General features: G+C 67.5%; 20 protein-coding genes and 5 tRNA genes. 15 read left to right on the forward strand and 10 right to left on the reverse strand.

Annotated elements, in window-relative coordinates; all coding sequences use genetic code 11:
• From creC to CSC70_RS07110, 5 genes are all read left to right on the forward strand, one after another.
• Entirely contained in the window at positions 1 to 1,440 is a 1,440-nt protein-coding gene (gene creC / locus CSC70_RS07090; protein WP_162455978.1) for a two-component system sensor histidine kinase CreC, read from the forward strand.
• Positions 1,441 to 1,547: 107 nt separating this feature from the next.
• Positions 1,548 to 2,882, forward strand: coding sequence for a cell envelope integrity protein CreD (creD, locus tag CSC70_RS07095; RefSeq protein WP_162455979.1), 1,335 nt, complete (start codon positions 1,548 to 1,550; stop codon positions 2,880 to 2,882).
• A 14-nt stretch (positions 2,883 to 2,896) separates the two neighbouring features.
• A complete protein-coding gene (locus CSC70_RS07100) occupies positions 2,897 to 3,283 on the forward strand; it encodes a hypothetical protein (protein ID WP_162455980.1) in 387 nt (128 codons plus the stop codon).
• Between the two features lie 59 nt (positions 3,284 to 3,342).
• Positions 3,343 to 3,957 carry a GNAT family N-acetyltransferase gene (locus CSC70_RS07105; RefSeq protein ID WP_162455981.1) on the forward strand — a complete coding sequence of 205 codons (615 nt, stop codon included), beginning with the start codon at positions 3,343 to 3,345 and terminating at the stop codon, positions 3,955 to 3,957.
• Positions 3,954 to 4,835, forward strand: a complete 882-nt coding sequence (locus CSC70_RS07110; RefSeq protein WP_162455982.1) for a carbon-nitrogen hydrolase family protein — start codon at positions 3,954 to 3,956, stop codon at positions 4,833 to 4,835. Before CSC70_RS07105 ends, CSC70_RS07110 begins: the two co-directional genes overlap by 4 nt.
• Positions 4,836 to 4,863: 28 nt before the next feature.
• Here CSC70_RS07110 and CSC70_RS07115 read toward each other — a convergent pair whose 3' ends face one another.
• Both CSC70_RS07115 and CSC70_RS07120 read right to left on the reverse strand, forming a co-directional pair.
• Positions 4,864 to 5,391 (reverse strand): phosphatase PAP2 family protein, encoded by a 528-nt coding sequence (locus CSC70_RS07115; protein WP_162456251.1) that lies wholly within the window; start codon positions 5,389 to 5,391, stop codon positions 4,864 to 4,866.
• A 7-nt stretch (positions 5,392 to 5,398) separates the two neighbouring features.
• Positions 5,399 to 6,541, reverse strand: a complete 1,143-nt coding sequence (locus tag CSC70_RS07120) for a glycosyltransferase family 4 protein (protein ID WP_162455983.1) — start codon at positions 6,539 to 6,541, stop codon at positions 5,399 to 5,401.
• 162 nt (positions 6,542 to 6,703) lie between these two features.
• Between CSC70_RS07120 and CSC70_RS07125 the strand changes: the two genes are divergently transcribed.
• A complete protein-coding gene (locus tag CSC70_RS07125) occupies positions 6,704 to 8,011 on the forward strand; it encodes a M20/M25/M40 family metallo-hydrolase (protein ID WP_162455984.1) in 1,308 nt (435 codons plus the stop codon).
• Between the two features lie 54 nt (positions 8,012 to 8,065).
• Here the strand turns inward: CSC70_RS07125 and CSC70_RS07130 are convergent, their stop codons facing one another.
• The 7 genes from CSC70_RS07130 to CSC70_RS07160 form a co-directional block, all read right to left on the reverse strand.
• Entirely contained in the window at positions 8,066 to 8,521 is a 456-nt protein-coding gene (locus tag CSC70_RS07130; RefSeq protein WP_162455985.1) for a hypothetical protein, read from the reverse strand.
• An 89-nt stretch (positions 8,522 to 8,610) separates the two neighbouring features.
• Positions 8,611 to 9,588: an aldo/keto reductase gene (locus tag CSC70_RS07135; RefSeq protein WP_162455986.1), complete on the reverse strand. Its 978-nt coding sequence runs from the start codon at positions 9,586 to 9,588 to the stop codon at positions 8,611 to 8,613.
• Between the two features lie 20 nt (positions 9,589 to 9,608).
• Positions 9,609 to 11,135 carry an exopolyphosphatase gene (gene ppx, locus CSC70_RS07140; protein ID WP_162455987.1) on the reverse strand — a complete coding sequence of 509 codons (1,527 nt, stop codon included), beginning with the start codon at positions 11,133 to 11,135 and terminating at the stop codon, positions 9,609 to 9,611.
• A 48-nt stretch (positions 11,136 to 11,183) separates the two neighbouring features.
• Positions 11,184 to 13,280, reverse strand: coding sequence for a polyphosphate kinase 1 (ppk1, locus tag CSC70_RS07145; RefSeq protein ID WP_162455988.1), 2,097 nt, complete (start codon positions 13,278 to 13,280; stop codon positions 11,184 to 11,186).
• Positions 13,277 to 14,620 (reverse strand): phosphate regulon sensor histidine kinase PhoR, encoded by a 1,344-nt coding sequence (gene phoR, locus CSC70_RS07150; RefSeq protein WP_162455989.1) that lies wholly within the window; start codon positions 14,618 to 14,620, stop codon positions 13,277 to 13,279. The genes ppk1 and phoR overlap by 4 nt, the downstream gene beginning before the upstream one ends.
• Before the next feature lie 79 nt (positions 14,621 to 14,699).
• The gene (gene phoB, locus CSC70_RS07155; RefSeq protein WP_162455990.1) at positions 14,700 to 15,389 is read right to left on the reverse strand and encodes a phosphate regulon transcriptional regulator PhoB; all 690 of its coding nucleotides are present in this window, start codon (positions 15,387 to 15,389) and stop codon (positions 14,700 to 14,702) included.
• A 99-nt stretch (positions 15,390 to 15,488) separates the two neighbouring features.
• Entirely contained in the window at positions 15,489 to 17,144 is a 1,656-nt protein-coding gene (locus CSC70_RS07160; protein WP_246189348.1) for a M48 family metalloprotease, read from the reverse strand.
• 181 nt (positions 17,145 to 17,325) lie between these two features.
• Between CSC70_RS07160 and grxC the strand changes: the two genes are divergently transcribed.
• The 3 genes from grxC to CSC70_RS07175 all read left to right on the forward strand — a co-directional run bounded on the left by grxC (position 17,326) and on the right by CSC70_RS07175 (position 19,196).
• Positions 17,326 to 17,628, forward strand: a complete 303-nt coding sequence (gene grxC / locus CSC70_RS07165) for a glutaredoxin 3 (RefSeq protein ID WP_162455992.1) — start codon at positions 17,326 to 17,328, stop codon at positions 17,626 to 17,628.
• A 9-nt stretch (positions 17,629 to 17,637) separates the two neighbouring features.
• Positions 17,638 to 18,033 carry a carboxymuconolactone decarboxylase family protein gene (locus CSC70_RS07170; RefSeq protein WP_162455993.1) on the forward strand — a complete coding sequence of 132 codons (396 nt, stop codon included), beginning with the start codon at positions 17,638 to 17,640 and terminating at the stop codon, positions 18,031 to 18,033.
• 155 nt (positions 18,034 to 18,188) lie between these two features.
• Positions 18,189 to 19,196, forward strand: a complete 1,008-nt coding sequence (locus CSC70_RS07175; protein WP_162455994.1) for an isocitrate dehydrogenase — start codon at positions 18,189 to 18,191, stop codon at positions 19,194 to 19,196.
• A gap of 74 nt (positions 19,197 to 19,270) precedes the next feature.
• Here the strand turns inward: CSC70_RS07175 and CSC70_RS07180 are convergent, their stop codons facing one another.
• On the reverse strand, positions 19,271 to 20,035 hold the full coding sequence (locus CSC70_RS07180) for a Bax inhibitor-1/YccA family protein (protein ID WP_162455995.1): 765 nt from the start codon (positions 20,033 to 20,035) through the stop codon (positions 19,271 to 19,273).
• A gap of 132 nt (positions 20,036 to 20,167) precedes the next feature.
• On the opposite strand from CSC70_RS07180, the gene CSC70_RS07185 reads away from it, so the two are divergent.
• The 6 genes from CSC70_RS07185 (at position 20,168) to tig (ending at position 22,336) form a co-directional block, all read left to right on the forward strand.
• Positions 20,168 to 20,244: transfer RNA gene (locus tag CSC70_RS07185), tRNA-Pro, on the forward strand.
• Positions 20,245 to 20,339: 95 nt separating this feature from the next.
• Positions 20,340 to 20,416, forward strand: a tRNA-Arg gene (locus CSC70_RS07190).
• A gap of 66 nt (positions 20,417 to 20,482) precedes the next feature.
• Positions 20,483 to 20,559: transfer RNA gene (locus CSC70_RS07195), tRNA-His, on the forward strand.
• A 75-nt stretch (positions 20,560 to 20,634) separates the two neighbouring features.
• Positions 20,635 to 20,710: transfer RNA gene (locus tag CSC70_RS07200), tRNA-Lys, on the forward strand.
• A 74-nt stretch (positions 20,711 to 20,784) separates the two neighbouring features.
• Positions 20,785 to 20,869 (forward strand) — tRNA-Leu (locus CSC70_RS07205).
• A gap of 174 nt (positions 20,870 to 21,043) precedes the next feature.
• Positions 21,044 to 22,336, forward strand: coding sequence for a trigger factor (tig, locus tag CSC70_RS07210; protein ID WP_162455996.1), 1,293 nt, complete (start codon positions 21,044 to 21,046; stop codon positions 22,334 to 22,336).
• Positions 22,337 to 22,372: the final 36 nt, after the last annotated feature.

Consider the following 22,372-nt stretch of genomic DNA (forward strand, 5'->3'; position numbering starts at 1 on the left):
ATGCGCCTCGGCCTGCGGCTGTTCCTGGGCTTCTTCCTGATCGTCGGTCTGGCCGCGTTCTTCGTGATGCGGGTGTTCGTCGCCGAGGTCAAGCCGGGCGTGCGCCAGGCGATCGAATCGACCCTGGTCGACACCGCCAACGTGCTGGCGGAGATGGCGGCGCAGGACCTGGCCGCCGGGCGCATCGCCGACGGCGCTTTCGCCGCCGAAGTGCAGGCGGCACAAGCGCGGCGGCTGGGTGCGCATGTCTGGCGGTTCCCGAAGGACAGTGTCGATTTTCGCGTGACCGTCACCGACGCGCAGGGGATCGTGGTGTTCGATTCGGAAGGCCGCGACCTCGGACGCGACAATTCGCGCTGGAACGACGTCTACCGGACCCTGCGCGGCGAATACGGCGCGCGTTCCAGCCCGGAACGGCCCGGCGACGACAGCGAGACGGTGATGCACGTGGCCGCGCCGATCTACGCACCCGATGACCCGGAACGGCTGATCGGGGTGCTGACCGTAGCCCAGCCGAACCGCGCCTACGAGCCGTTCATCGTCGCCAGCCAGCGTCAGATCCTGCGCCAGGGCGCGTGGCTGATCGGCTTGTCGGCGCTGATCGGGCTGGCAGTGACGTTCTGGCTGATGTGGCGAATCAACCGCCTGACCCGCTATGCGCAGGCGGTCAGCGCCGGCACCCCGGCACCGCCGCCGCCGCAGGGACGCGACCAGATCGGCCAGCTCGGCCGCGCGCTGGAGGCGATGCGGACCAAGCTGGAAGGCAAGGCCTACGTCGAGCAGTACGTGCAATCGCTGACCCACGAGATGAAGAGTCCGCTGGCGGCGATCCGCGGCGCGGCCGAGCTGTTGCAGGAACCGTTGCCGGAGGCCGAGCGGCAGCGCTTCACCCGCAGCATCCAGGACCAGGAGCAGCGGCTGACCGAGACCATCGACAAGCTGCTGGCGCTGGCCGAGGTCGAGCAGCACGGCTGGCTGCAGAAGCGCGAGCGGGTGGATGTGGGCAGCCTGCTGGCGCAACTGTCGGCACAGGCCGCACCGCGACTGCAGGCGGCTGGCCTGAGGTTGTCGTTGACGCCGCCGCCGTCCGCGCTGGCGGTGCAGGGCGATCCGTACCTGCTGCGGCAGGCACTGTCCAACCTGCTGGACAACGCGATCGCCTTTTCGCCGCAAGGTGGCGAGATCGGCATCGACGTGCAGGTTGCGGGCGATCAGCTGACGATCGCCGTGCGCGACCACGGGCCGGGCGTTCCCGATTACGCGCTGGAACGGGTGTTCGAACGTTTTTATTCATTGGCCCGTCCGGGCAGCGGCCAGCGCAGCTCCGGACTGGGGCTGCCGTTCGTGCGCGAGGTGGCGCGCCTGCACGGCGGCAGCGTCGCCTTGCGCAACCATCCCGAAGGCGGCGCACAGGCAGAATTGCAGCTGCCGCTGGCTTGAACGGCGGTCCGACTTCACCGTCGCTTCATCCCCGCTTCGGTCCGGCTTGACCCGGACCCGGCACGCTGCGCGCCGTGTTCAACCAACCGGACGGGGCGAAAACCACCATGAAGTCACTCAAGCTGCTGCTGCGTTTCCTGATCATCGGCGGGCTGGTCATCCTGCTGCTGGTGCCGCTGACGCTGATCCGCGGCACCATCCACGAGCGCGAAAGCTATCGCAACGAGGCCAGCGACCGGGTCGCGCGCAGCACGGCCGGTGCGCAACGCGTGCTGGGGCCGTTGCGCGCGGTGCCATGGACCGATATCCGCGTGGTCGAATACACCGACGACAAGGGCGTGCCGCGCAAGCGCACGGAAAAGAGCCGGCATGTCGCGCTGCAGGCGCCGCTGGAGCTGAAGGCCGACGGCCGGCTGGCGCCGGAAACGCGCAAGGTCGGTCTGTTCGAAGTGCGTGTCTACACCTGGACCGGCACCCTGCATGCGGTATTCGACGATGCGCTGCCGCCGCTCGAGGCGGGCGCCAGCCGCGAATACGGCACGCCGTACCTGCTGCTGGGCGTCTCCGACGTGCGCGGTCTGGTCGGCACGCCGCGCCTGAGCGTGGACGGACAGGCGCTGAAGTTCGTCCCCGGCAGCCGCGATTTCGACGAATCGATTTCCGGGGTCAGTGCGGAACTGCCGGCGGTTGCTGCCGATTCCGCGCCGGGGAAAATCGTCGACATCGAACTGGCCCTGGCCGGCACCGAATCCTTCGCCATGGTGCCGGTGGCCGACAGCAACCACATCGCGCTGGCGTCCGACTGGCCGCATCCGTCGTTCGCCGGCGATTTCCTGCCGACCACGCGCAACGTGCACCCGGACGGTTCCGGCTTCGAAGCCGACTGGCAGATATCCTCGCTGGCCAGCCAGGCGCAGGGGCAGTTGCAACGCCTCGGCGATGAGAACCATCACGGCAGCCTGGACCAGTTGCACGTTTCGCTGGTCGATCCGATCGATGTCTACACCCAGGCCGACCGCGCCAGCAAGTACGGCATCCTGTTCGTGGTACTGACCTTCGTCGGTTTCGCCCTGTTCGAACTGATCAAGCGGTTGCCGATCCATCCGCTGCAGTACCTGCTGGTCGGGCTGGCGCTGGCGGTGTTCTTCCTGCTGCTGCTGAGCCTGTCCGAGCATATCGAATTCTGGAAGGCCTACGTGGTATCGGCCGTGGCCTGCATCGGTCTGCAGTTCGTGTATCTGTCCGGAGTGCTGAAAAGCTGGCTGCGGGCGGCCGGGTTCGCCGCGATGCTGACCGCGCTGTACGGCGTGCTCTACAGCCTGCTGGTGTCGGAAGACAACGCCCTGCTGATGGGCTCGCTGCTGCTGTTCGGCATCCTCAGCGCGATCATGTGGATCACCCGCAAGGTCGACTGGTACGCGCTGGGCAGTTCGCTGCGCTGAACGGAGGAGCCGACATGCTGGATGCCGATACCGTCCATCGTCGCGCCCGCCGGGTGCTGCCGTCATCCATCGACACCTGTGGCGTGCTGCTGCAGGACGCGCGTCCGCCGGCGCTGGCCTCGCTGTTGCTGCCGTTGCGGCGCAAATCCAGCGGCGCGCTTGCCTTCCAGCTGTCGCACGACACCGTGCGGGCGCTGCGGCAGTCGCCGCAGGCCTGCCTGGATGCCGCGTTGACCGCGCGCAGCGGTTTGACCCGGCAGGGGCCGCCGGCGCGCTACCGGCGCTGGCGTCGCGCCGTGCTCGACGCGCTGGAGGTGTGGTTCACCACCCGGCTGGACGGCAAGGCGACCCTGCTGCTGGTTCCGGCCGAGGCGCTCGCCGTTTATCTGTGGCGCGATTGAGCAGGAGGCAACGCTCGCGCGATCTCGCCCCGGCCGGTGGCGTGCGCTAGAGTCCAAGGATGGATTCCACGCACGCCACCGGCCTTTCCGTCGCGATCTTCGGCGGCGAGGCGATCGCCCCGCACCTGGACGACGTGGCGCGCTTGCGCATGGAGGTGTTCCGCGACTGGCCATACCTGTACGACGGCGACATGGCCTACGAGCGCGATTACCTGGCCGCCTACGCGCGTTCGCCGCGCAGCCTGTTCGTGCTGGTCTTCGAGGACGAACGTGTGGTCGGCGCTTCGACCGGTTTGCCGCTGCTGGACGACACCCCGGCCTTCCGCGCGCCGTTCGCCGGAGGCGACGTGGACGCCGCACGGGTGTTCTATTTCGGCGAATCGGTGCTGCTGCCCGAATGCCGCGGTCGCGGCATCGGCCATGCCTTCTTCGACGCGCGCGAAGTACATGCGCGTCGGCTGGGGTATCGCTGGACGGCTTTCTGCGCGGTCGATCGCGATGACGACGATCCGCGTCGCCCGGCAGGCCATCGCGGCAACGAGGCGTTCTGGCGCAAGCGCGGCTACCGGCGGCAGCCGGAGATGACGATGCAGCTGCCGTGGGAAGAGCCCGGGCAGGGCGAGGTGATCCATCCGTTGACGTTCTGGCTGCGCGACTGGGAGGAACCGGCATGAGGATCGCGGTGGCGAAATATCCGGTCGGCAAGCCCGGGAAATTTTCCGCGTTCGCGGACAAACAGGAGCGCCTGGTCGGCGACGCCGCCGAGCAGGGCGCGCAGCTGGCGGTGCTGCCTGAGTACCTGTCGCTGGAACTGGCCTCGTGCTTCGCGTCGGAAGTGCAGGTCGACCTGCAGGCCACGCTGGCCGCGGTGCAGCCCTTGCACGAGGAATGGATGGCGCTGTTCTCGGCGCTGGCGGTGCAGTACCGGCTGCATCTGCTCGCCGGCAGCTTCCTGCTGCGCAACGCGGAAGGCCGCTACCGCAACCGCGCGTACTGGTTTTCGCCCGATGGCCGCCATGGCTGGCAGGACAAGCTGCAGTTGACCGGGTTCGAGAAGGCGACCGGGGTCATCGACGGTGGCGATGTCTTGCGGGTGTTCGATGTCGCCGGCGTGCGCGCCGGCATCGCGGTCTGCTACGACAGCGAATTCCCGCTGCCGGTGCGGGCGCAATGCGAAGCCGGCGCGCGGCTGTTGCTGGTGCCCAGTTGCACCGACACCGACGCCGGTGCGATGCGCGTGCGCATCGGCTGCCTGGCGCGTGCGCTGGAGAACCGGATCTTTGTCGCCCAGGCGGTGACCGCCGGTGAAGCACCATGGAATCCGGCGCTGGACGTCAATACCGGCGAGGCGACGATCTACGCGCCGATGGATCGCGGCTTCCCCGCCGACGGCATCGTCGCGCAGACGCGCGGCGATCAGGTCTGGGCGCTGGCCGATCTGGATTTCGAGGCGTTCGAATCAAGCCGCGCGCAGGCGCAGGTTGCCAACGACCGCGACTGGGACCGACAACTGGCCCCGGCCATCGCCCGCGCCAGGGTGGAGCGGTTGTAGTCGGAAGGCAGTCGCGCCGGAATCCGGTTCAGCCGCCCAGCAGGCGCACGCCGGGGACCAGCCAGACCGACAGGCTGGCCAGCGCCACGCCGATGCCGGTGGCCGCGAGCACGTCGCTGGGGTAGTGCAGCCCCAGCACCACGCGCGAGGCTGCGACGCAGGCGCTGAACGGGATCAGCAGCCAAGCCAGGGCCGGGTAGTGCGACAACGCGACCAGGCTGAACGACACCGCATGCAGGGTATGCCCGGAGGGGAAGCTGAATTCGTCCAGCGGCGCCACCCAGGCCTGGATGCGGGTGTCGGAGGCGAACGGGCGCGGGCGCCGGGTCCAGCGCTTCAGCGCCTTGTACAGCAGCAGCGCGGTCACTCCGGTGGCGGCCATGTGCGCGGATGCGGCCAGGCCGTCAATGCCGTCGACCAGCAGCAACGCGCCCATCAGCACGTACCAGAACACGCCATCGCCCAGCCGGCTGACGACGGCGAAGAAGCGCCGCACCGCCCGCCATTCGCCCCAGCGATTGGCGCGCAGGCACCAGCCGGCATCGTGCCGGGCCATCGGATAGCTACGCGGCGGCAGCGGATGCATGGCTCTTCCTCCGATCGATCAAACCGGCCAGCAGGGCATCGAAATCGGCGGCGACCTGCTCCGGGTGCAGGCGCTGCATGGTCTGGCAACCGGCGCGGCCCATCGCCCGGCGCTTGCTGTCGTCCGCGGCCAACTCCAGTGCGGCGGCGACGAAGGCATCGTCGTCGCGCACGGCGTAGCCCTGGGTGCCGCTTTCCAGATGCTCGCGTGCGGCGCCGTAGTCGAAGGCGACGGTGGCCACGCCGCTGGCCATCGCTTCCAGGGTCACGTTGCCGAAGGTTTCGCTGTGGCTGGCGAACAGGAACAGGTCGCCGCTGGCGAAGTGCCGGGCCAGGTCGTCGCCACGGCGCACGCCGCAGAACACGAAATCCGGATTCTGCGCTGCCAGCTGTTCGCGGGCCGGGCCGTCGCCAACCCAGACATAGCGGGCATCCGGTCGTCGTTTCTGCAATTCGCGGAAGGCGCGCACGGCCAGATCCAGATTCTTCTCCGGAGCGATGCGGCCGACATAGATCACCACCAGCTCATCCTCGTCGACGCCCCATTCGGCGCGCAGCGCCGGGTCGCGGCGGCTGGCCCCGAATTGCGCGGTATCGACCGCGCGCGCCAGCCGCACCACGCTGCGGAAGCCGTTGCCGGACAGGAAGTCGGCCAGCTCCTGGGTCGGCACCAGGGTGCCGTCGGCGCCATTGTGGAAACGCCGCATCCAGCGCAGCGCCGTGCCCTGCAGGAACGGAAAGCCGTAGTCGCGCATGTATTCGTCGAAGCGGGTATGGAAGCCGGTCGCCGCCGGAATGCCCAGCCGCCGCGCCGCCCGCAGCGCCGACCAGCCCAGCGGGCCTTCGGTGGCCACGTAGATGGCGTCCGGTGCTTCCGCCTCCCACAGCCGCGCCAGCGCACGCGGTGCCGGCAGGCCGAACTTCAGTCCCGGATAGCGCGGCAGGCCCATGCCGCGCACCAGCAGGTCGCCGTCGGCGGGCGAATCGCCGCCGTCCTGACGGGGACGGACCACCTGCACGTCATGGCCACGGGCACGCAGGCCGTTTTCCAGTCCCTGCACGGTCAGGGCGACGCCGTTGACCTCGGGCGGATAGGTTTCGGTGACGATGGCATAGCGCATGCACAGCTCCACGTTTTGCCCATGCTGCTAAGGTTGCGTGAAGCGGGCATGTCAAGCGGATGACCGCGGGATGACGCGGGCCCGGGCCCCGTCCTTCGGGCAAGCCCCTGCGAATCCCCGTACCATCCCGGATGACAGTCCGATTCCATGCAAGGAGTTCCGATGCGTTTCCGTCTTTCGATTCCATTGCTGGGCCTGCTGGCCGTGGCATCGCCGGCGTTCGCCGCGCTGTCGCCGCAGGAAAAGGTCATGGTCGACACCGTCGAGGCCGAATACGAGCGATCGGTTTCGCTGCTGGAGACCCTGGTCAACCAGAACAGCGGTTCGCTGAACCTGGCCGGGGTGAAGGCGGTCGCCGACCTGCTGCGGCCGGAATTCGAGCAACTGGGTTTCGAAGTGGAATGGAAGCCGATGATGCACACCCAGCGCGCCGGCCACCTGATCGCCACCCATGCCGGCACGCCGGGCGGCAAGCGCCTGCTGTTGATCGGCCACCTGGACACGGTGTTCGAGCCGGATTCGCCGTTCCAGACCTTCGTGCGCGACGGCCAGTACGCCACCGGCCCCGGCGTCGAGGACGACAAGGGCGGGGTGACGATCATGCTGGCTGCGTTGCGGGCGATGCACGCGGCGGGCACGTTGCAGAACACGAATGTGGATGTGGTGCTGACCGGCGACGAAGAGGATGCCGGCGACCCGCAGGATCAGGCACGTGCCGATCTGGTCGCCGCCGGCCGGCGTGCCGATGCGGCACTGGACTTCGAAGGGCTGTCGGTACAAAACGGCCAGGACATGGGTTCGATCGCGCGGCGTTCGTCCAACGTGTGGACGCTGACGGCGACCGGGCGTTCGGGCCACAGCTCCGGGATATTCTCGAAGGGAGCTGGCGACGGCGCGGTGTTCGAGCTGGCGCGGATCATCGCCGCGTTCCGCGAGCAGTTGCCGGAGCCGAACCTGACCTTCAACGTCGGCCTGCTCGGCGGCGGTCAGGGTGTCGAGGTCGATGACGACGGCGTGCGCATGACGGTGGCCGGCAAGACCAACATCATTCCCCCGCTGGCCATCGCCATGGGCGATTTCCGTACCCTGAGCCAGGAGCAGACCGAGCGGGTGAAGGCGAAGATGCGGCAGATCGTGGCCGCGCATCTGCCGCAGACCGAAGCCGAGATCGTGTTCGACGATCCGTATCCGCCGATGGCACCGACCGAGGGCAACCGTGCCCTGCTGGGTCGGTTGAACGAGGTCAACGCCGACCTGGGCCTGGCGCCGATGCCGGAGCTGGACCCGCTGAAGCGTGGCGCCGGCGATATCGCCTTCGTCGCCGCCGATGTGGATGGGTTGATCGGATTGGGCATGTCCGGAACCGGCGGGCATTCGCCGCGGGAAACCGCCGACCTGGACAGTATCCGTCGTCAGGCCAAGCGCGCGGCGATCCTGATGAGCCGGCTCGGCGCCGAGTCGAAGCCGTAGGGCGGGCCTCGGCCCGCCGTCGTCCGGCTTTCAATTCACCCTACAAAGCCCGGATCAGGGCCGCCGCCGTCTGCCCGGTGGCGGCGCGGCCCGCCAGCCGTCCGCGCCATTGGACTGCCCCACGCTGATGCTGACGTTGACCGAGCGCGGCTTGCCCTCGTCGCTGGCGTACTCCTTGCAGTAGTTCAGTCTGGCGGCGGTATAGGTGCTGGTGCCGAAGGCGGAATGGCCGATGCCGGCGGCGACGCTGCCGGTGACCGCATTCTCCTCGCCGTCGGGCGAGGTCGGGCACAGCGACTGCGAGGGCATTGCCGATTCGCCGGCGGCCGGCTCGCCCGAAGTGTCGCCATACCAGGTGCCGGGCGGATCGTTGCCGTAGGTAGTCGTCGGTTCGGGCAGGCTCAGGTCAAGTTTGTCCGTGGCGACCGGCGTCTCCGGCGGCGCAGGCTGCTGTGCGGCGGCCGGAACCGAGACCAGCAGGCCGGCGAGAAGCGCATAACGGAAGTTCATGGCGGTGGCGAGCCTGTGGGACGGGCCACCATGCTGGCAGGCCATGCTTGAATGCCGGCTGTTTGCGGGTAACGGCCCTGGCACCGCATTCATGGCAGCGCCGCGCCGCGTGCGGCGATGTACAACCGGTACCAGTCTTCGCGACCCAGTTCGATGCGATCGGCCACGCAGCCATCGGCCAGGCGCTGCGGTCGCGTGGTGCCGACGATCGGCTGGATGCCGGCCGGGTGCCGCAGCAGCCAGGCAAGCAGAATGGCTTCGGCGGTGCAGCCGTGGGCGAGTGCTTGTCTCTGCACCTCTTCACGAGCCGACAACAGGCTCGCATCGGTGTCCGTTGCCGGACGGCCCAGGCGGCCGCCGGCCAGCGGCGACCATGCCTGCAGCAGGATGCCGTGTTCGCGACAGTAGTCCAGCGTGCCGGCGACGTTCGCCGTGCCGCGGTTTGTCTGCCGGTTGAAGACGACGCCTTCGTCGATCAAGGCGTGATGGGGCAGGCTCAACTCGACCTGGTTGACGACAAGAGGTTGGTCGAGGTGTTTCCGAAGCAGTGAAATCTGCGTACCGGTGTGGTTGCTGACGCCGAAATGCAGCACTTTGCCGTCGCGTTGCAACTGGTCGAAGGCGGCCGCGACCTCGGCCGGTTCCAGCAATGGATCGGGACGGTGCAGCAACAGCAGGTCGAGGTGGTCGGTGCCCAGCCGGTGCAGGCTGCCCTCCACCGAGGACACGATGTGGCTGCGGCTGAAATCGTAGCGCCCCGGACTGTCGGGATTGGGGTCGCCGGCGAAGCGGATGCCGCATTTGGATTGCAGGACGATCCGATCGCGCAGGTCGGGCGATTGCCGCAAGACCGCGCCGAACAGCTGTTCCGAGCGTCCGTTGGCGTAGATGTCGGCATGGTCGAACAGGTTGATGCCCTGCGCCAGCGCGGCATCGATCAGGGCGCGCGCCTCGGCCACTTCGGCTTCCGCAGGATCGCCGGTATTGCCGACGCGGCTCAGGGTCATGCAGCCCAGCGCGATCCGGGAAACCTCGAGATCGATGCCGGGGATGCGGTAGGTGCGCATGGTGCGGTCGGGTCCGCGAATCAATCGACGAAGGTGCCGAAGGCGATGCCCAGCCCGGCTATGTCCTCGGGTTCGCCGAGCAGGTCGGCGCGCAGCAGCGGACGGCCTTCGACCCATTTCTTCGAGACCACCAGGCCCAAGCTGTCGCCGTCGGCAGTCAGGTCCAGCTTCGGGATCGGGTCGCCTTCATGCGAACGGTGCAGCAGCACCGCCAGGCGCAGCAACGCTGACTTGCGACGGGCGCTGAGCAGCAGGCGGTCGGGCAGGGCCTCGAACGCGCCCTTCGGCACGCTGCGGCGGTGGGTGCGCACCAGCGCGGCCAGCACCTGCTGCTCCTGTCGCGAGAAGCCGGCGATGTCGGAGTTCTCCAGCATGTAGGCGCCATGCACGTGGTACTGGCTGTGTGCGATGACTAGGCCGATCTCGTGCAGCCGTGCCGCCCAGATCAGCTGACGGGCGTCGTCGTCGTTCAATTGCCAGACGTGCTCGACCTGCTCGAACAGGCGCATGGCGGTGGCTTCGACCCGCGCGGCCTGGATCTCGTCGATGCCGTAGCGCTGGGTCAGCGAGGCGACCGAGGTGTCGCGCGGGTCCTTGTCGCTGCCGCGGCCGAGCATGTCGTACAGGATGCCCTCGCGCATCGCCGCCTTGCTGACCATCAATCGCTGCAGCCCCAGTGCGTTGAATGCGGCTTCCAGCACCAGCACGCCGCCGGCGATGATCGGCTTGCGGTCGTTGGACAGGCCGGGCAGGTCGATGCGGTTGATGTGGTTGGCCTGCAGCAGGCGGTCGCGCAGTTGCGGCAACGCCTCGATGGTGATGGCGCCCTTGGTCAGCTTCATCGCCGCGCAGATTTCGCCGATGGCCTTGTGGGTGCCGGACGAGCCGATGGCCTCCTGCCAGCCGAGTGCGCGGTACTGCTGGGCGAACTGCTGGAACTCGGCGCCGATTTCGTCCAGACCGTCCTTCCAGCGCTTCTTCGACAGCTTGCCGTCGGGGAAGAAGCGGCGGGTGCTGGCAATGCAGCCGGCCTGCAGGCTTTCGCGTTCGATCTGCTCGAAGCCGCGGCCGATGATGAATTCGGTGGAACCGCCGCCGATGTCGATGACCAGCCGCAACTGGCCGGGCCGGGGCGGTTGCGCATGGGCGACGCCGAGGTAGATCAGACGCGCTTCCTCGCGTCCGGAGACGACTTCGATCGGTTTGCCCAATGCGGCCTCGGCCGGTTGCAGGAAGCCTTGCGGGTCGCGCAGCTGGCGCACGGTGTTGGTGGCCAGGGCGCGCACATGCGCGGTCGGAAAGTCGCGGATGCGCTGACCGAAGCGGGCTAGGCATTCCAGCGCGCGCTTCTGCGCCTTCGATGCCAGTCCGCCCTTGCCGTCCAGGCCGTCGGCCATGCGCACGGTTTCGCGCAGGCGGTCGACCACCCGTAGCTGGCCCAGTGTGTAGCGGGCGACCACCATGTGGAAACTGTTGGAACCGATGTCGATGGCGGCTAGGTGTTCGCCATCCTGCAGGCTGGTCGCGGCATTGGTGGTCAGCGGCATGCGCGCATCTTACTCGTGATGCCGGGGTTCGCCTATCCGTCGGATGCGCTAGAGCTGCGCGAGCAGTGCCATCTGCGCCGAGTGCGGCGCCTGGCCATCGGCCGGAACGAGAGAGCGGTAGTTGCCGTCCGCATCCAGCTGCCAGGCGTTGCAGTTGTCGTCCAGGTAGTTCTGCAGCGCTTCACGGTACACACGCTCGGCCAGTTGCGGGTCGAGGATCGGGAAACAGACCTCAACCCGGCGCAGCAGGTTGCGCTCAAGCCAGTCGGCGCTGGCGCAATAGGTTTCCGGGTTGCCGTCGTTGCCGAACCAGTACACGCGGCTGTGCTCGAGGAAACGGCCGACGATGCTGCGCACGCGGATATTGTCGGACACGCTGGCGATGCCCGGGCGCAACGTACAGGCGCCGCGTACGATCAGGTCGATCTGCACCCCGGCCTGCGAGGCCGCGTACAGCGCACGCACCACCCGCGGCTCGTTCAGCGCATTGATCTTGGCGATGATCCGCGCCGGACGCCCGGCCTTGGCGAGCCTGGCTTCGCGCTCAATCTTCTTCAGCAGGCCGGCGTGCAGGGTGAACGGCGACTGCAGCAGGCGCTTGAGCCGGGTGCCGGAGGACATCCCCGAGAGCTGCTGGAATAGCAGGTGGACGTCGCTGCCGATCTCGGGGTTGGCGGTGATCAGGCCCAGGTCGGTATAGGCGCGCGCGGTGCCACTGTGATAGTTGCCGGTGCCCAGGTGCACGTAGCGGCGCAGCTTGCGCCCGACCCGGCGCACGATCAGCAGCATTTTTCCATGGGTCTTGTAGCCGACCACGCCGTACACGACCTGCGCGCCGGCCTCCTGCAGGCGGTCGGCCACGCCGAGGTTGGCATCCTCGTCGAAGCGCGCCAGCAGTTCCACCACTACGGTGACGTCCTTGCCGTTGCGCGCGGCCAGCACCAGTGCTTCGACCAGCGGCGAATCCTTGCCGGTACGGTACAGGGTCTGCTTGATCGCCAGCACGTTGGGGTCGACCGCGGCCTGGCGCAGCAGTTCCAGTACCGGGGTGAAGGCGTCGAACGGATGGTGCAGCAGGACGTCGCTTTCGTCGATGCGGTCGAAGATGCTCTCGCTGTCGTTCAGCGTGCGCGGAGTGAACGCCGGATATTTCAGTTCCGGGCGCTGCACCAGGTCGTAAACCTGGGTGACGCGATTGAGGTTGACCGGGCCGTCGATGCGATAGACCGCGTTCTCGGTCAGCTCGAAATTCTGCAGCAGGGTGCGGACGATGGCGTTCGGGCAATCCCTGGCGATCTCCAGACGCACCGCCGGGCGGTAGCCGCGTCCGGCCAGCTCGTCGCGCAGCGCCAGCGCCAGGTTGTCGACCTCTTCCTCGTCCATCACCAGCTCGGAGTTGCGGGTGACCCGGAACTGGTACGCGCCCTTGACCTCCATGCCGGGGAACAGTTCGTGGACGAAGCACGACAGTACCGAGGACAGCAGCACGAAATCGTGCTCGCCACCGGACACGCGCTGCGGCAGGTGGATGGTCCGCGGCAGCGAGCGCGGCGCGCGCACCACCGCCAGGTGCCCGGATCGGCCGAACGCATCCTTGCCCTTCAGCACCACCACCACGTTCAGCGACTTGTTGAGAATCTTCGGGAACGGATGCGAGGGGTCCAGCCCCAGCGGCGACAACACCGGCATGATCTCGTCGCGGAAGTACGCGCGCAGCCAGCGTGTCTGTCGCGCGTTCCATTGCGCAGTGCCGAGAATGCGCACGCCGGCCTCGGCCAGTGCCGGCCGCAGCACCTGGTTCCAGCACTGGTACTGCGCATCGACCAGCTCGGCGGCGCGGTCGTGGATCAGCGAGAGGATGGTGGCCGGGCTGAGCCCGTCCGGTCCCGGTGGCAGGCCGAAATCCAGCGCATGGCGCACGGTGGCGGCGCGGATTTCGAAGAACTCGTCGAGGTTGGTGCAGGAAATGCACAGGAAACGCAGCCGCTCCAGCAGCGGCACCTGCGCGTCCATGGCCTGCGCCAACACGCGGAAATTGAAGTTCAGCTGCGACAACTCGCGATTCAGGTACAGCGCGGGGTCGCGCAGCGGGTCGGCGCCGTTGGGAACCGGGATTTCCGGCAATGTGGATCGGGGCAGGCTCATGCGGTCAGGGCGTCCGGCGTCGCGGCCGGCGTTTCGTCGTCGCGCGGATGCACGCGTTCGCGAGTGAAGTGTATGGAAAACACGCTGCCTTGGCCGACCTCGCTCTCGATTTCCAGCCGCGCCTGATGCAGGTTGAGCACGTGCTTGACGATCGACAGGCCGAGGCCGGTGCCGCCGCTTTCGCGCGAGCGGCTGGTGGAGACGCGATAGAAGCGTTCGGTGATCCGCGGCAGGTGCGCCTCGGGGATACCGTAGCCGGTGTCGCGGACGGACAGGACCGCGCCGCCGCCTTCCTCACCGGCGAAGGCGATGGTGATGGTGCCGTCGGCGGGGGTGTAGCGCACCGCGTTGCTGACCAGGTTGGAGAAGGCACTGTGCAGTTCCTTGTTGGAGCCCCACAGGTCGACGCCGGCAGTATCCTCGACCACGATGCGGTGGTGGTTCTGGCTCAGCGCCTCGGCTTCGCGGCGCAGCGTCGCCAGCATCGGCGCCATCGACACGTTTTCGTCCGGCAGGGTGTCCTGCGCTTCCAGTCGCGACAGGGTCAGCAGGTCTTCGACCAACTGGGTCATGCGCTGCGACTGCTTCTGCATCTCGACCAGCATCGGCTTCCATTCCGGAGTGTCGTCCGGGTCGAGCATGTCTAGGTAGCCGTGAACCACGGTCAGCGGCGTGCGCAGTTCGTGCGAGACATTGGCGACGAAGTCGCGGCGCACCTGTTCCAGCCGCAGCAGCTTGCTGACATCGCGGGCGACCAGCAGCCAGTATTCGTCCGAATACGGGATCAGGCGCAGGTTGAGACGGGTATTGGAATCGACCGGCGAGGGTGCGTCCAGGATCGGTTCGGCGTTGCGGCCGGCGGCCAGCCAGTGCGCCATCGGCAGCGGTTGCAGCTTTTCGCCCAGCGGCTCGCCCTGGTCGGCCGGGTAGCGCAGCCCGAGCAGCTTGCTGGCGGCCTTGTTGAACCAGACCACGCGCTGGGTGTTGCGTTCCAGCACCACCACCGCGTCGGGCAGGGCGGCGGCGGCGGCGCGGTAGGCGCGCAGGATGTCCAGCAGGCGGCGCTTGCGGCTTCGCATCTCGTCCTGGCTGCGGTACAGCAGGCGGTCGAGTTCGTTCCACACGCCTTCGCCGTGGGCGGGCTCGAAGCGCTGGCGCGCGGTCAGCCGCAGCAGCAGCTTGCGCAGGCGCCAGTAGTGCCAGGCGACCACCGCCAGCGCGACCACGGTGACCACCAGCCACGGATAGCCGATCGCCCAGCCCAGCAGCAACGCCACAACCAGCACCGCGGCCAGTTGGCCGAGGGTCCTGATCCAGGCGGAGCGGATGTGCTTGGGCATGCGGGGATTGTGGCAGATGGTCGCAGGCCGGACGTTCCGGCGCGCGCCGTGCAGGCCGGTCGTGGCGTCCTGGTCGGCGCTATACCGAGGCCGAGAAGCGGTAGCCCGAGCCGCGCACCGTTTGCACCATGTCGGCCACGCCATGCGGTTCCAGGGTCTTGCGCAGGCGGCGGATATGCACGTCCACGGTGCGCTCCTCGACATAGACGCTGCCGCCCCAGACGTGGTCGAGCAGCTGGGTGCGGCTGTAGACCCGCTCCGGATGGGTCATGAAGAAGTGCAGCAGGCGGTATTCGGTCGGGCCGATCGGCACCGGGGTGTCGCCGGCGAACACCCGGTGGGCGGCGCCGTCGATCCGTAGCGCGCCGACCGCGATGCTGCCGTCCTCGTCGTCGTCGCGGGCGCGGCGCATCACCGCGCGGATGCGCGCCAGCAGTTCGCGGGCCGAGAACGGCTTGACCACGTAGTCGTCGACGCCGGCTTCCAGGCCGCCGACCCGGTCGTTTTCTTCGCCGCGTGCGGTCAGCATGATGATCGGCACGTCGCGAGTCAGCGCGTCCTTGCGCCAGCGCCGGGCCAGTTCCAGGCCGCTGGCGCCGGGCAGCATCCAGTCCAGCAGGATCAGGTCGGGGACCCGGTCGGCGATCGCGCTCTGCGCCTCGCGGGCGTCGCCGGCGTGGACCGGCTCGAATTCGCCCTTGCGCAGGGCAAAGGCGACCATGTCGCGGATCGCGGGTTCGTCGTCGACGATCAGGATGTGCTTCTGCATGTCGGCCGCAGGCTCGATGGGCGGGACTCGGGCCATTAGACGACAGTTTTGTGACAAAAAGATGACGCGCGAATCAGGGATGGGCTGGGCTGGTTTGTTTCAGCGCCGCTCAAGATCGGGGTCGCGAATGCCCTGCCGGCGCAATTCCAGCACTTCGGGGGTGATGGCGGCGATGCGGGCGTCGATGCGGGCGCGGGCGTAGTAATCCAGATCGTCGCGTTTCTTCAGGTTTTGCAACTGGATCAGTGCTTGCTCGGCGCGCCCGTTCAGGTAGGCGGTTTCGGCATAGGCCTCGCCGGCGCGGATGGCATCGCCGGCCAGTTCGTTGGCGCGGGCGAAGGCGCGCTGGAACACCGGGTCACCGGCGGCGCTGGACAGCAACGGGCGCAGTACCGCCTGCGCCTGCTGGCCGGCTTCCCGGGTGCCTTGCTGGTTCAGTGCATCGGCGTAGGTCAGTGCAATGGCGCGGTTGTCGGGATGGTGTTGCAGGAGTTCGGCGAAGCGACGGTTGGCGGCAGCGCTGCGCCCGCTGCGCGATTCGGCCTGGCCCAGCGCCAGCGCCAGCCAGAGATTGTCCGGGTCGGCAGCCAGCAGAGGTTGCAGTTCGGCCGCCGCCTGGGCCGGCGAATTGCCCTGCAGATGGGCCAGGGCGACGCCGTAGCGTTCGGCCGGCGACAGGCTGCGACCACTGTTGTCGCGCAGGCTCCGGTATTCGCGCAGGGCGATGTCCGGCGAAGTGGCGCTGAGCACGCGCAGGCGTTCCTTGGCCCAGGCGAACTGGCCGGTATTGCCCTTGCCGACGGACGCATCGACCGGCAGCCGGATCGACAGCGGCAACAGTGGATTGCTGGTCCCGCCGCCACCCTGGGAGTAGTCCGGCTTGCGCGGGATCTGCTGGCTGCTGCTGGCTTCCGGAGTAGTCGTGGTGACGCGGATATTGCCTTCCTCGCTGCGCCGGATCTGCTCGGCACGCTGATGCGCTTCGCTGATGCGGGTGGTGGTGACCGGGTGGGTCTGCAGGTAGTCCGGAGTGCGTTCGCGTCCGCTGCTGCTGTTGGCCCGCAGGGCCTGCGACATGCGCCCGAAGAAGCCGGCCATGGCGTCGACGTCGTAGCCGGCGCGGGCCAGGGTATGGATGCCGATGCGGTCGGCTTCGGCCTCGTTGGAACGGGTGTAGTTGATCTGGGCCTGCTGCATCAGGCCCATGCCGGAACTGATGGCGGCCATGGTGGCATCGCCGGTTGAATTGCCGCCGGCGGCCTGGGCGGCGACGATCGCCGCCAGCATGCCCAGCAGGATCGGCAACTGGTCGCGCTGTGCACGTTCGGCCCCGCGCAGCACGTGTTGCTGGGTGACGTGGGCGATCTCGTGCGACAGCACGGCGGCCACTTCGTCCTCTTCCTCGGCGGTCAGCACCAGGCCGGCGTTCATCGCGATATAGCCGCCGAGGGTGGCGAAGGCGTTGATCTGTCGGTCCTTCAGCATGAAGAAAGTGAACGGCTGTTCGGGCTTGTCGCTGTCGGCGGCCAGTTGATCGCCGACCGTGTTCAGCCAGTTGTCGATCAGCGGATCGTCCAGCAGGTAGCCGTAGTTGCGCAGTTCGCGCAGCATCATCGCGCCGTATTCGGCCTGCTTTGCCGGGGTCAGCAGTTCCCCGGCCGAGGAGCCGATGTCGGGCAGCTTGGCCTCCTGCGCGAGCGCCAGTGGTGCCGCGAGGGCGAACGTCAGCAGGGCGGTGGACAGTGCAAGGCGCAAATCGGACTCCGCAAGGATCGTGAATGGCAGAATGCCGGTTTGCGCGCCGTTTCGGGTGAACATGCGGTTAAGCGTGCCCCGGGCGGCATTGGCCGGATGCCACGGCTTTGCCGGCAGGTGGGGGGGGGCTGGTCCACACTGTTCCGCTGTCCGGGCTGTGGAACGGCCAACGTGCCACCATATGGCCAATCAGGATCCCATCGCAGAGGCTGTCGTGACCGATACCGCAACCCCGACCATCACCCTGTACACCACCGCCGTCTGTCCGTACTGCGTGGCGGCCAAGAACTTCCTGAAAAGCAAGGGGCTGGCCTGGACCGAGGTGCGCATCGACCTCGATCCGGTCGAGCGCGAAAAGATGGTCGCGACCGCGCGGCGGACCAGCGTGCCGCAGATCTTCGTCGGCGACGTCCATGTCGGCGGCTACGACGACATGATGGCGCTGCATCGCGCCGGCAAGTTCGAACCGCTGCTCGGCAGCTGATTCGAACCGATGAGCACATCCGGCGACGATGATCGATTGCGCGAATTCACCGAATTCCGCCAGCGCATGAACCAGCGCATCCTCGAACAACCCAACCAGGTGGTGCGGCGCTTCTTCGCCCTCGACACCCAGACCTACCAGGCCGGCGCGCTGGACGTGAAGACCAAGGAGCTGCTGGGCCTGGTGGCTTCGCTGGTATTGCGCTGCGACGACTGCATCGCCTACCACGTCGCCCAGTGTCGGCAGGCCGGGGTCGGTCGCGAGGAGTTCTTCGAAGCGTTCTCGGTCGGGCTGGTGGTGGGCGGTTCGATCGTCATTCCGCACCTGCGGAGGGCGGTGGATTTCCTCGACCGGCTGGAGTCCGGGGCGGCGGAGCCGCCCGTCGGGCACAACCATGGCGATTGAGCGAACGGCTTAGACCATGGTGGAAATCCGGCTGCATCCGGCGCGTGTTTGCGCATCCAGGCCTGTGATGTCGGCGCCCGTCGCGGCATAATTGCAGGGGAAACTTCCCCACGCGCGCCGTTGCACGGACGCGCCCCCAGCCTGGAACCCTCACAATGACCCAGACGATTACCGTCATCCGCGGCGATGGCATCGGCCCCGAGATCATGGACGCCACCCTGCACGTGCTGGATGCCCTCGGCGCCGGTCTGGCCTACGAGGAGGCCGACGCCGGCCAGGTGGCGCTCGAAAAGCACGGCGAACTGCTGCCGCAGGTCACGCTGGATTCGATCCACAAGAACAAGATCGCGCTGAAGAGCCCGCTGACCACGCCGGTCGGCGAGGGCTTCAGCTCGATCAACGTGGCCTTGCGCCGCCATTTCGACCTGTACGCCAACGTGCGCCCGGCCAAGTCGTTCCCCAACACCAAGTCGCGCTTCCCCAGCGGGGTGGATCTGATCACCGTGCGCGAGAACACCGAGGGCGCCTACATCGGCGAGGGCCAGGCGGTGTCGGCCGACGGCGAGATCGCCACCCTGACCCAGAAGGTCACCCGCAAGGGCTCCGAGCGGATCGTCCGCTACGCCTTCGAGCTGGCTCGCAAGACCGGACGCAAGAAGATCACCGTGGTGCACAAGGCCAACATCCTGAAGAGCACCTCGGGCCTGTTCCTGAAGGTGGCGCGCGAGGTGGCGGCCGAGTATCCGGACATCCAGTGCAACGAGATGATCGTCGACAACACCTGCATGCAGCTGGTGATGCGCCCGGAGCAGTTCGACGTCATCGTCACCACCAACCTGTTCGGCGACATCATCTCCGACCTGTGCGCCGGCCTGGTCGGCGGCCTGGGGCTGGCGCCGGGTGCCAATATCGGCAAGGACGCGGCGATCTTCGAAGCCGTGCACGGCTCGGCCCCGGACATCGCCGGCAAGGGCATCGCCAACCCCTGCGCCCTGCTGCTGGGCGCGGCGCAGATGCTTGACCACATCGGCCAGCCGGAGAACGCCGAGCGCCTGCGCAAGGCGATCGTCGCCACCCTGGAAGCCAAGGACAACCTGACCCCCGACCTCGGCGGTGAAGGCAGCACGATGAGCTTCGCCAAGGCGATCGCCAGCCGGGTGTAAGTCCGCTGGAGGGTCTTCCACAAGAAAAAGGGCGCCGGAAGGGCGCCCTTTTTCGTGGTGCTTCGCGAGGTCGATCAGTTGCGCGACTGCAGCTTGGCCAGCAGGCGCAGGAATTCGATGTACAGCCAGACCAGGGTGACCATCAGGCCGAAGGCGCCGTACCACTCCATGTATTTCGGTGCGCCGGCCTCGACCCCGGATTCGATGAAGTCGAAGTCCAGCACCAGGTTCAGCGCCGCGATCACGATCACGAACAGGCTGAAGCCGATGCCTATCAGTCCCGAATCGTGGATGAACGGGATGCGGATGTCGAAGAAGCCCAGCACGATGGTGGCCAGATAGACCAGCGCGATGCCGCCGGTTGCCGCGACCACACCGAGCTTGAAGTTCTCGGTGGCCTTGATCAGGCCGCTGCGGTAGGCGAGCAGCAGCGCGAACAGGGTGCCGAAGGTCAGCATCACTGCCTGCAGCACGATGCCCTCGTACAGATGGTTGTACAGGGCCGAGATCGCACCGAGGAAGAAACCCTCGACCAGCGCGTACAGCGGTGCGGTGACCGGCGACCACTGGCTCTTGAACACCGTGATCATGGCCAGCACGAAGCCGCCGATCATGCCGCCCCAGACATAGGCGCTGAAGCCGGGAGCGATCTGGCCGTCGGCGCCGAAGGCCTGGCTCCAGGCGAAGGCCGCGGTCAGCACGGTGAGCAGCAGTAGGAAGCCGGTCTTGTTGACCGTACCGTTCAGGGTCATCGTTCCGGCATTGCGGGAAACGACGGTGCCGCTGCCCAGGTCGAGGAAGGTGGACTCCTTGAGGGCGGGATTGCCGCTGCGGAACATGGACGACTCCATTGCGAAAGGGGATGGCTGAAGGATACCTCACCAATTTCCGACCGGTTTGACAGCGCGCCCGCCGGTTACCGACAATACGCGGCCGCGTTGGCGGCCTGGCCGCCATGCCGGAACCCGTGTCGGGGTATAGCGCAGTCTGGTAGCGCATCTGCTTTGGGAGCAGAGGGTCGGGGGTTCGAATCCCTCTACCCCGACCAGTCTGGCGGCTGGTTGCTTCGGCAGTCGGTTGCGGCGGGTGCTTCCGGGCGGTCGGGATGCGACAATCGGCTGCGGCAACCGCGATCGTTCCATTGCGCCCGTAGCTCAACCGGATAGAGCACCGGCCTTCTAAGCCGGTGGTTGCAGGTTCGAGTCCTGCCGGGCGCGCCATTCGGGGTTCGTCGGCATGCTTGGGCAGCGCAGGGTTCCACGGACGGGCGCCTGCAGGTTTCAATGGTGGCTGTAGCTCAGTTGGTTAGAGTACTGGATTGTGATTCCAGTGGTCGGGGGTTCGAATCCCCTCAGCCACCCCATCTCCAACGCAATCTTCCGCGCGAGCGATGATTGCCAAAGCGCGCAGTTTTGCTACACTGCGCGCCCGCTTTTTCGGGCCGTTAGCTCAGTTGGTAGAGCAGCTGACTCTTAATCAGTAGGTCCAAGGTTCGAATCCTTGACGGCCCACCAAACGAAAGCGCCCGGTTCGCCGGGCGCTTTTTTCTTGTCCCGGCGGGGCAGGCTGGCCCTAGAATGGCCGCATCGCGAAAGTGGCGGAATTGGTAGACGCCCTGGATTTAGGTTCCAGTGCCGCAAGGCGTGGGGGTTCGAGTCCCCCCTTTCGCACCAGTGCCGTTCCGGCCCGGCGACAGGTTCGGGCCTGCCGCGTTCTGCTGGCGGAAGCGGCCATAATCGGCCAAAATGTCCCGTTCAGCCGGCCGCCGGCCCGTTCCGGGCAGGCGCCGCAACCGGATATCAACACGTCATGCCGCGGCTCGACCGCGGCGGCAGGAGTCAGCAAGCATGCAAGTTTCAGTCGAATCGGTGGGCAATCTCGAGCGCCGCATGAGTTTCACTCTGCCGGCCGAGCGCCTGGGCACCCATATCGATGGCCGCCTGCGCGAGATCGCCCGCACCGCCCGCATCAAGGGTTTCCGCCCCGGCAAGGTGCCGGCCAAGGTGATCGAGCAGCGCTACGGCAAGCAGGTCCGCGCCGAGGCGCTGGACGGCCTGCTGCGCGAAACCTTCAGCGCCGCCGTGCGCGAGCAGGAACTGCAGCTGGCCGGCAATCCCAACCTGGAGCCGGCGGGCGAGGGCGAGCTGGACTGGGTGGCGACCTTCGAGGTGGTGCCGGATTTCGGCGATATCGACGTGTCCACGCTGAACGTAATCCGTCACGCGGCCGAAGTGACCGATGCCGATATCGACCAGATGATCGAGAACCTGCGCCTGCAGCGGCGCGAGTTCAAGCCGGTCGAGCGTGCCGCCCAGGCCGGCGACCGCGTCGCGCTGGAAACCTGGTCGCAGGCCGGCGACGAGCGCCTGCCCGCCGAAGGGATCGAGAAGGGCGCCACGATTATCGGCTCCGGGGTCATGTTCAGCGAGATCGAGAACGCCCTGGTCGGCCTGTCCAAGGGCGAGGAGAAGGACATCGAGGTGACCTTCCCGGCCGACTGGCGGGTGCCGAAGCTGGCCGGCCGCCAGGTCCATGTGTACGTGAAGGTCGCCGACGTGGCTGAATCGGTGCTGCCGGAGGTCGACAAGGCCTTCATCAAGAGTTTCGGGGTCAAGAGCGGCGACCCGGAGCAGTTCCGCGCGGATATCCGCAGCAACCTGGAGCGCGAGCTGAAGGGCGCACTGGCCAACCGCCTGCGCCGCGAGGTCGGCGAGCAGATCATCGCCACCTGGAGCGGAGTCGAAATGCCGCCGAAGCTGGTCGAAAACGAAGCGCGCAGCCTGCTGCAGCAACAGGTCGAACAGGCCCGTCGCAACGGCCAGCAGGTGCAGGTACCGGACAACGCCGTCGACGGCTTCATGGATGCGGCGCGCAAGCGCGTGCTGGTCGGCCTGCTGGTCGGCGAGGTGGCCCGTCGCAACCAGCTGCGGCTGGAGCCGCAGCGGCTGAACGAGACCCTGCGCCTGATCGCCTCGACCTACGAAGAGCCGGAGCAGGTCATTGAGTTGTACCGCAACGACCCCCAGTTGATGGCTGGGCTGCAGAGCCGGGTGATGGAAGAGCAGGTGATCGACTGGATCGCCGAGCGCGCCCAGCACACCGAGCAGGCGCTCTCCTTCCAGGAAGCGATCCGCCAGTAGCCGTCCGCCCCCGCATGTCGCGGGGTCCCGAACCCG

Source organism: Pseudoxanthomonas kalamensis DSM 18571 (genome assembly GCF_010211745.1).
GTDB classification, from domain to species: Bacteria; Pseudomonadota; Gammaproteobacteria; order Xanthomonadales; family Xanthomonadaceae; genus Pseudoxanthomonas_A; species Pseudoxanthomonas_A kalamensis.